The organism is Winogradskyella luteola (assembly GCF_019203985.1).
Classification (GTDB): domain Bacteria; phylum Bacteroidota; class Bacteroidia; order Flavobacteriales; family Flavobacteriaceae; genus Winogradskyella; species Winogradskyella luteola.
This window is the reverse complement of sequence record NZ_JAGSPD010000006.1, coordinates 264526-272951: the sequence shown is the minus strand read 5'-3', so window position 1 is coordinate 272951 and position 8426 is coordinate 264526. Positions and strand designations below refer to the sequence as shown.

8 protein-coding genes are annotated in these 8426 nt (G+C 32.3%); 4 read left to right on the top strand and 4 right to left on the bottom strand.

All coding sequences use genetic code 11. The annotated features are described in order from the left end of the window. Positions 1-9 precede the first annotated feature (9 nt). On the top strand, positions 10-1020 hold the full coding sequence (locus KCG49_RS09640; RefSeq protein WP_218546171.1) for a PorP/SprF family type IX secretion system membrane protein: 1011 nt from the start codon (positions 10-12) through the stop codon (positions 1018-1020). 43 nt (positions 1021-1063) lie between these two features. On the opposite strand, the gene KCG49_RS09635 is transcribed toward KCG49_RS09640, so the two are convergent. Both KCG49_RS09635 and KCG49_RS09630 read right to left on the bottom strand, forming a co-directional pair. Next, complete coding sequence (locus KCG49_RS09635) at positions 1064-2233, bottom strand: vWA domain-containing protein (RefSeq protein WP_218546155.1); 1170 nt, start codon at positions 2231-2233, stop codon at positions 1064-1066. 38 nt (positions 2234-2271) lie between these two features. Then, positions 2272-3297, bottom strand: coding sequence for an SIMPL domain-containing protein (locus tag KCG49_RS09630; protein ID WP_218546154.1), 1026 nt, complete (start codon positions 3295-3297; stop codon positions 2272-2274). Positions 3298-3516: 219 nt separating this feature from the next. Between KCG49_RS09630 and KCG49_RS09625 the strand changes: the two genes are divergently transcribed. The 3 genes from KCG49_RS09625 to KCG49_RS09615 all read left to right on the top strand — a co-directional run bounded on the left by KCG49_RS09625 (position 3517) and on the right by KCG49_RS09615 (position 7181). After that, positions 3517-5682: a tetratricopeptide repeat-containing sensor histidine kinase gene (locus KCG49_RS09625; RefSeq protein WP_218546153.1), complete on the top strand. Its 2166-nt coding sequence runs from the start codon at positions 3517-3519 to the stop codon at positions 5680-5682. 82 nt (positions 5683-5764) lie between these two features. Next, positions 5765-6499 (top strand): LytR/AlgR family response regulator transcription factor, encoded by a 735-nt coding sequence (locus KCG49_RS09620; RefSeq protein WP_218546152.1) that lies wholly within the window; start codon positions 5765-5767, stop codon positions 6497-6499. A gap of 166 nt (positions 6500-6665) precedes the next feature. Continuing rightward, entirely contained in the window at positions 6666-7181 is a 516-nt protein-coding gene (locus KCG49_RS09615; RefSeq protein ID WP_218546151.1) for a gamma carbonic anhydrase family protein, read from the top strand. Here the strand turns inward: KCG49_RS09615 and KCG49_RS09610 are convergent. Further along, positions 7171-7518 carry a GTPase gene (locus KCG49_RS09610; protein ID WP_218546150.1) on the bottom strand — a complete coding sequence of 116 codons (348 nt, stop codon included), beginning with the start codon at positions 7516-7518 and terminating at the stop codon, positions 7171-7173. The genes KCG49_RS09615 and KCG49_RS09610 overlap by 11 nt on opposite strands. Positions 7519-7592: 74 nt before the next feature. Beyond that, complete coding sequence (gene murI, locus KCG49_RS09605) at positions 7593-8372, bottom strand: glutamate racemase (RefSeq protein ID WP_218546149.1); 780 nt, start codon at positions 8370-8372, stop codon at positions 7593-7595. Positions 8373-8426 lie beyond the last annotated feature (54 nt).

Below are 8426 nucleotides of genomic sequence, written 5' to 3'. Positions count from 1 at the left end.
GAATTTATTATGAGATTAAAAAAGTTTTGTTTAGTAGCATTTACTGCATTAGTAGCAAATTTTAGTTTTGCACAAGAAGGAGTACCAATTTATTCAGATTATTTGACTGATAATTATTATTTAATACATCCATCCATGGCAGGTGTTGCAAATTGTGCTAAAGTACGACTTACAGCCAGACAGCAATGGTTTGGTGTTGATGACGCACCAAGTCTACAAACGTTAAGTGTTAACGGTAGAATTGGAGATTCTCCGGTTGGAGTAGGGGGTATTTTATTTAATGATGCCAATGGTTACCATTCTACAGTGGGTGGATATGCTACCTTTGCCTATCATTTAATGTTCTCAAGAAATGAGATTGATTTGAATATGTTATCATTTGGTTTAAGTGCAGGTTTTCTGCAATATAAATTAGATGAAACCGATTTTCTAGCACCTGGCGAATTTGATCAGGCTATTGCAGGTATTGAGCAAAGTGCTACAAATTTTAATATTGATTTTGGATTTTCTTACCATTTTCTAGATTTTTATGCACATTTTACGGCTAAGAATATTTTGGCAAACGAAGGTATAAATTTTAATGACCAAGGTTTTGAGTTTGATAATCTACGTACCTATTTAGCTTCTATGGGTTATACTTTTAGCAAATTTGGAAGCGATTGGAGCTACGAACCTTCAATAATGTATATGTATAGAGATGCAACAGAGGAATCATCCATTGATATTAATGCTAAAGTATATCGTGAAATGGACTTTGGTAAAGTTTGGGGAGGCTTATCTTATAGAAGAAGCTTAGATGGTGCTGAATTTGTTGATGGCTCTGGTACAAGTAGCCAAAAACTACAGTATTTTACTCCCTTTGTGGGTGTAGATTATAACAATTTTGTATTTGCTTACACATATTCTTATCAAGCTAATACTGTTAATTTTAATACTGGAGGTTTTCATCAAATTACTTTGGGCTATAATTTTAATTGTAGAAGAGAGAAATATGAATGTAATTGTCCAGCAATAAACTAATAAACAAAAGGCTCGATTTTAAAATCGAGCCTTTTATTTTGTACTATTCCCATTTATAATTTTTCTGTAGGGCTTGTGTTTTTATGGCTTTTACCATAGCATTTTCAAGACCGTTAGATTTATCTGCTGATTTTTTTGAAATATAATCACGACGCTTTATATTTAATTCTGCAATAGCTTGTTGAAACTTTCCCCTCTCTTTTCGCTTCTTTTCGATATAGGATTTAATTTCATCTTTAGATTTTCCTTTTAGTTCTTTAGGAAGTTCTTCTTCTTTTAAATCATCGTAGGAAAAATTGTCTTCTTTTTCAGCATCTACTAAATCCCAAGAACTGTTTTTATACAACCTAGAACTTTTACTTACGGTTCTGCTCACAGCATTTGCCTTATTATACCCTCTAGCATTAGAATCTTGTTCGGCTTGAAGTTCCATTTTTGCTCTACCTGTTTTTCCATATGCGACATAAGTTTTATTGAGCTTTTCGTTTAATTCTAAAATTTTGTCATCATAAGGAGACGCAATATGTACGGTTGCTTTATTATGGTTTATTGCCATATAGTCTCCATGAGTTAAATCTGCACCATCTTTCCAATAGCTTGATATACCTTGGTTATAATCACCACAAAAAATAGTGTTTACAGTAACATCATTTTGATGTGCTAATTTTGAAGCCTCTTTATAATTTACTTGCCCTTGGGTGTAAGGCTCATTTCCTGCTATAAAAATAAGCTTTAGATCATCTTTATTATCTCCCCAATCTAATTGGTTCAATGCTGTTTTAAGGACTTTTCCGCAGTATTCGTTTCCTCCATTTGTTGTTAATGAGAATAAAGCTTTAGAGATTTCATCTAAATCGTCACTGAATGCGATGACTTGTCTTAAATAGCCTTCATCTGCATTGAGATTATCATTACCGTATTCGTAAAGAGCAATTTTAAGATTGGGGCTTTTTTCTTCACATTTTGCATAGGACAGTTCATTTACAATTTCCCAAAGCTGTGCTTTAGCTTGATCAATAAGACCGTCCATACTATTGCTTGTGTCTAATAAAAGTGCCACTTTAATTTCTGGGTTCTTTGTGTTTAATTTAGTTTCGAGTTTTGTTTCTACAATCGATGAATTCTGGTTTTTACTCTTCGAATTTGCATTACAAGCTGTAGCTGTTGCCAAGCATAATGCAATAATTGTGATTTTAAATACATTTTTTTTCATAACTAACTATTATTTATGCACTTAGACAGTGCTCAGTTTTACATTTTTAATTCTTTTACATCAATGGTACCGTTTGGTGAAATGACGTAGTATTTGTGTTTAATTTCTGTTTTTGTAATTGGTTTTTCTTTTACCTCTTCAGGTTTTGGGGTCAACACCAACTTTATATTCATTCCTATTTGTACAACAGGGTCTAATATTGATGGGTTAATAACCACATCATAGCGTTCATAGGTTAGTGGTTGGTAGTAATATGACGTTTGTTTTTTTGCCGTAGTGATAGCTTTACCTTTTTTTAAAACATCAAAAGACACGCTGTTATAGGCTTGGTAACTTTGATAGAAATCTTTAGGGAAATAACAGTACTTGTCATCTGCTATTGCGACGTCGTATTGCGATAAGTCAAAACCTAAAGAAGCGTAGTATGCTTTTTTATTTTCAATAAGGCTCAATAATTTATCTTGAAGGTTTTTGTAAACTGTCTGAATATTTTCAATAAAATAATCAACCTTAACCAAATTATAAACTTCGCTTTTTGCACAAGCTTCAAGAATACTCTCAAATTGATTTGTTTTGGTAAATTGAATGTGAATGTTTTGTTGCAACTCAAAACCCTTCGGAACTTCGGTATATGTTTTACTGAATAGCTTTTTGGTGACTTCAACTTCATAAACGGGTACAAATGATATTACATCAATCGCAAAATCTTTATGCGTAATACCTTTAGCATTCAATTGTATTTTAATACTATCTATACGTTGTTTCATTAAGGCATTAGTTTTTTCTGCAGTAGAACCTATTTGGGATACATTGAATATTGCGGTATATGTGGTAGCACTAACATTTTGAAGTGCTTTTACATCAATAGTTAGCACATTACTTGGATGCAAAGTTTTATTGATTTGTTGTTGTACCGTGGGATTGTAAATAGTTGCATTACCAGAAGTAAGAATGTTTTGTCTAGAAATTTCTGGAGTGATTTGATTATAGTTTCCTTTATGCTGTGCAATTAGTACACTACAAAAGAATAATAATAGCATGGAAGCTAAATTACTTTTTTTCATTCTGATTTATGTTTTTGATTAATGATGCCATAAAGTTCTGTCGAAAAAACTTTAATAAAAATCAAGAATGAGTAAAGTGTAGGTTTTGATGCGTAAAGTATACCTTGCTTTTAGTCAATGCTACTATTTGGCAGTCTAAAAGCTTTCAATTTTATCGATGCCATTTTTTGAAACCAAATAAAGTATGTAAGTTTAGTCCAACTAATAAATTTAGTGTTAGTGAAACCTTATAGAACACACATATTAATTGTATTTTTTTCCATTCTCGGCTTATACAGCTTTGGACAAAACAAAGGGATTGAAAATTTTAATGATGAGCGACTGTTTACCATAAGAGGATCTGTATACGATAAATCTACTCACGAACCTTTTAGAGATGTAGAAATATTTATTAATGGAGGAAAATACACAAGAACAGCTATTGACGGCACATTTAATATCCAAGCTAAAATAGGTGACGAACTGATTGTACGACACAGTGATTTTGAACCTATTTACTACATCATAAAAACAAATGAACGTATCACTATTGAAGTTATAGACGAACAAAAAGGGAGACGATCTAAGGTTGATATTAATACAAAGAACTTTAATAAAATGATAGACTCTGCAGATACGTATTTAAAAACCGATGCAGAGAAAAGTATAAAATTTATCGGTGATGCCTTAAATATAGATATTTCCTCGTACCAAAGTGCAGAAGCACATGAGCTACTGGGTGATATTTATATGTATTGGAAACAATACGACCTTGCTATTTCAGCCTATAAGATCAGTATTCAGAATGCTAAAAAACCTTCAGCTACATTAAAATTGGCAAAAGCGTATTTTAATAATGGTGACTATTCAAAAAGTCTTTCAACACATCAAAATCTTAATGAAAAAGATTTATCTAATTATGACAAAACAGTTTTGTACGAGGGTATAGGTGATGTTCATCTAAAAATAGATGATATACCAAAAGCCATCATGTCTTATGAAAAAGGACTAAAAATTGCTAAAGAGCATTTAATAGCACCTAAGGTAACAGATTTTAATTCTAAAATTGCCCAAGCCTATAATGAAAAAGGAGAAGTGAATAAGGCTAAAGGTTTTTTTAATAATTCTTTAGATTTAGCGAGCAGAGAAAACAAAAAACGAGCTGTTGAAGAGCAAGTAAAAGTAGCAGAATTTAATAGCGAGAATCAAGATTACGAAAGTGAAATTGTATTAAGAAAACAGGCTATTGAGAGTATTGAAGACATAGAAAAAGACTCAATCATACCTAACGAAAGTGCTTTGACATCGCAGAAACAAAACTATAAGTTAGGCAATGCCTATTTGTTAAATAACGATCTTGAAAATGCTATCCCATCGTTTAAAAAGAGTATAGAAGAATCTGAAAAGAAAGGGGATTTAGATGTAAAAAAAGATGCCACACGAAAGCTTTCTGAGGCACTGATAGATGCTGGTAATGCAAAGGAGGGCTTAAAATGGTTAAATGAATACAAAAAAACTGTTGATTTGGCTTATGCTAAAAAAGTACAAGAACTGTCTCAAGTTGCACGCTTTAGTAGAAATTTGGCAGAACAACAAAATAGAATAACCTCCTTAGAAAGTGATAGAGCACTATCTCGAAGCACTTACGAACTCACACAAGAACGTAATAAACGTCAACAACTTATCATTTATTCGCTTGTTGGTGGTCTGATTTTATTATTGATTACGGGTTACTTAATGTTTAAATACATAAAGCAACAACGCTTAGCAAATAATTTATTGGCATTAAAGTCCTTGAGAAGTCAGATGAATCCACATTTTATTTTTAATGCGCTAAACTCTGTAAATAGTTTTATAGCTACTAACGACGAACGTACTGCCAATAAGTATTTATCTGATTTCTCTCGCCTAATGCGTTTGGTTTTAGAGAATAGTGAAGAGGATTTTATTCCTTTAAAAAAAGAAATTGAATTACTAGACTTATATACTAAACTAGAGCATTTTAGGTTTCAGGATAAGTTTGATTATTCTATTGATGTTGATGACACTATAAATGTCGAAGAATTTCAGATACCACCAATGTTATTACAACCATATATAGAAAATGCTGTTTGGCATGGCTTGCGCTATAAAACTGAAAAAGGCCACCTAAATATTGCCATACAGCCGAAGTCTAAAGATGAAATAACTATTGCCATAACTGATGATGGTATTGGTAGAGAACGTTCTAAAGCCTTAAAAACAGCAAACCAAAAAAAGCAGAACTCTAAAGGCATGAATAATATTAAGAAACGGGTTGCTATTTTAAATGAGATGTATAAAGATAAAGTTGACGTGACTATCGAGGATTATCAGAATATGGAGGATACAGGTACCAGAGTTGTTGTAACATTAAAAAAAGATTAGAACTGTAATATTGAGCGCAGTCAAAGTGCTATTATAAATAGAAGTTTAACTAAAAAATTCCTGCCTTTTTGGGAAATAGATTATGAAATTAAACGCCATATTAGTTGAAGATGAAGAAAAAAGTAGAGAGATTTTAAGAAATTATCTCACTAAATACTGTCCAAATATTTCGATTGTTGGTGAAGCTGCCAATGTAGATGATGCACTTGTACAGATAAGGAATAACGATTTAGATGTGGTGTTTCTAGATGTAGAAATGCCTTATGGAAATGCTTTTGATTTATTAGACAAAGTAGGCGATATTAATTTTGAAACTATATTTGTAACTGCCTACAACCATTATGCCATTGAAGCTCTAAATGCTCACGCATCTTATTACTTAATGAAGCCCATTTCTATTGATGAATTGATAAAAGCTGTGGATTATGTCACAGAGATTAGAGCCAAGGAAGATGCCTTGCAGGATCAGGTTTTGGTGCCAAAAACAAATTCGGTGAATGGCAAAATTACCATACCGCAACAAGATGGTTTTGAGATTTTGGAAACCGCGGATATAATGTACTGTAAAGCAGACGATAATTATACCGAGATCCATCTAAACAATAATAAAAAGAAATTAGTTAGTAAGACATTAAAATACATAGAAGAAAGCTTAAAGGATGCTAATTTTGCTAGAGTGCATAAAAGCTATTTGGTTAATGTCAACGAAGTTGTTAAATATAAGAAAGGCAAGGGAGGTAGCGTGGTGTTGAGCAATGGTAAAGAGATTATGGTATCTGCTTCAAAAAAGTCTGATTTGTTGTCTTATTTTAAATAACAACAGGCTATCTAAAAGTTTTAATTTTTATTGACGCTTTAGGCAGCAATCTCTTAAAAAATTGATTAGTTTTAAAACTAAATCATCCGAGTAAAACGAGAATTTAAATTAACAACAAAAAGGTATCTCAATCAATAATGAGATTCTTTTTTTCAAAGGAATTTATATGCCAATAATACAATCTGTAAAAGGAATACATCCGCAAATACCAAATGACTGTTTCATTGCTGAAAATGCAACCATTGTAGGCGAGGTTACTATGGGAAATAACTGTAGCGTCTGGTTTAATGCCGTAATTAGGGGAGATGTACATTTTATAAAAATGGGGGATAAGGTTAATGTACAAGATGGAGCCGTTATTCATGCCACATACCAAAAATCACCAACTACTATAGGGAATAATGTCTCCATTGGTCACAATGCCATTGTACACGGTTGCACTGTTGAAGATAATGTGTTAATAGGTATGGGAAGTATAGTTATGGACGATTGTGTGATAGAAAGCAATAGTATTATTGCTGCTGGTGCAGTAGTGACCAAAAATACTGTTGTTGAGTCTGGGAGTATTTATGCAGGTGTACCAGCTAAAAAAGTAAAGGACGTTAGTAAAGCCCTAATCTCTGGTGAGATAGATAGAATTGCAAATAACTATGTGAAATATTCAGGTTGGTTTAAAGCGTAATGCTTAGTTTCTCAATTAATTCTTCAACATTCGTAATTTCATTTAAAACATCTGGATTTATAACTGTGGTAAGCTGATGCTGTTCTAGTTTTAAAACTATTGGATATAACACTTTAACATTTGGGAATGTGATTTCAAACACGTCTTTGTGATAAAATTCCATATCGAAATGACTTTCTTGTCTAAAGGCTTTCCAAATTTTATTTTCAGAAAAGGTATCGTAAGTCAATGCACATAAACTGCATGGATAAGTAGAAGGACTAAACAGTTTATGACCAACATCAAATAGAGCGTTTAATTTTCCTGAGTTGGCATTGTAGATAAAGAGTAATTTCATATTCTAATAGTTAGAAATATATAGTAATATTTACATAAAAGTATCGAAAAGATTTCCTGTTTTTCAGAATACAACTAAAAGTCCAAATAAGAGGTTGCAAATTGATGATCTATTATAGTATTAAGAACTTCAAGATTTCCATTAGAATACAGTTGTATTGAAGATGGTTTTGCGTCACTATTCAACAAATTATTATTTGCAAGTATGGCTTTGGTTTGCTTGGCTACAGCTAAACCAGAATCTATAATCTTTACATGCTCAGGCAGCATTTTAGAAAGTGTAGGGATAAGATAAGGATAATGTGTACAACCTAGCACCAAATAATCAATGTTATGCTTTAACATAGGTTTTAGATAGGTTTTTAAAAGGTCTAGCATTTCATCAGAATCTAACATTCCGGATTCAATAAGCGGCACAATACCTTCTCCCACTTGCTCAATGACTTTAATGCCGTTTGCATATAAATCAGTTGTTTTGTGAAACAAATGGCTACTTAAAGTGCCTTTAGTTGCTAATATGCCAATAGCCTTGGTCTGGGTATTTAAAGCGGCTGGTTTAATAGCGGGTTCTATACCGATAAAAGGTATACTATAATTAGCTCTTAAATAAGAGATGGCATTTGTGGTTGCTGTATTGCATGCAACAACAATTATCTTACAGTTTTTTTTGAGAAGTATTTCAGTATTCTTAATACTCAATTGAAGTATTTCATCTTCAGTCTTATTACCATAAGGAGCATTCTTACTATCAGCTAAATAGATAAAGTTTTCGTTAGGTAAAAGCGTGTGAATCTCTTTAAAGATTGATGTACCTCCAATACCAGAATCGAATATGCCAATAGGTGCATTGCTCATAGTTACAAAAATAAAAAGTCGCCTATAAAATAAGCGACTTTCTAAATGTTATTT

What these genes read in the sequence shown, in the direction of transcription:
- KCG49_RS09640 (WP_218546171.1), top strand. Translation starts at nt 10, where the DNA reads ATGAGATTAAAAAAGTTTTGTTTAGTAGCATTTACTGCATTAGTAGCA.
- murI (WP_218546149.1), bottom strand. Translation starts at nt 8,372, where the DNA reads ATGAGCAATGCACCTATTGGCATATTCGATTCTGGTATTGGAGGTACA.
- KCG49_RS09615 (WP_218546151.1), top strand. Translation starts at nt 6,666, where the DNA reads ATGCCAATAATACAATCTGTAAAAGGAATACATCCGCAAATACCAAAT.
- KCG49_RS09610 (WP_218546150.1), bottom strand. Translation starts at nt 7,518, where the DNA reads ATGAAATTACTCTTTATCTACAATGCCAACTCAGGAAAATTAAACGCT.
- KCG49_RS09620 (WP_218546152.1), top strand. Translation starts at nt 5,765, where the DNA reads ATGAAATTAAACGCCATATTAGTTGAAGATGAAGAAAAAAGTAGAGAG.
- KCG49_RS09635 (WP_218546155.1), bottom strand. Translation starts at nt 2,233, where the DNA reads ATGAAAAAAAATGTATTTAAAATCACAATTATTGCATTATGCTTGGCA.
- KCG49_RS09630 (WP_218546154.1), bottom strand. Translation starts at nt 3,297, where the DNA reads ATGAAAAAAAGTAATTTAGCTTCCATGCTATTATTATTCTTTTGTAGT.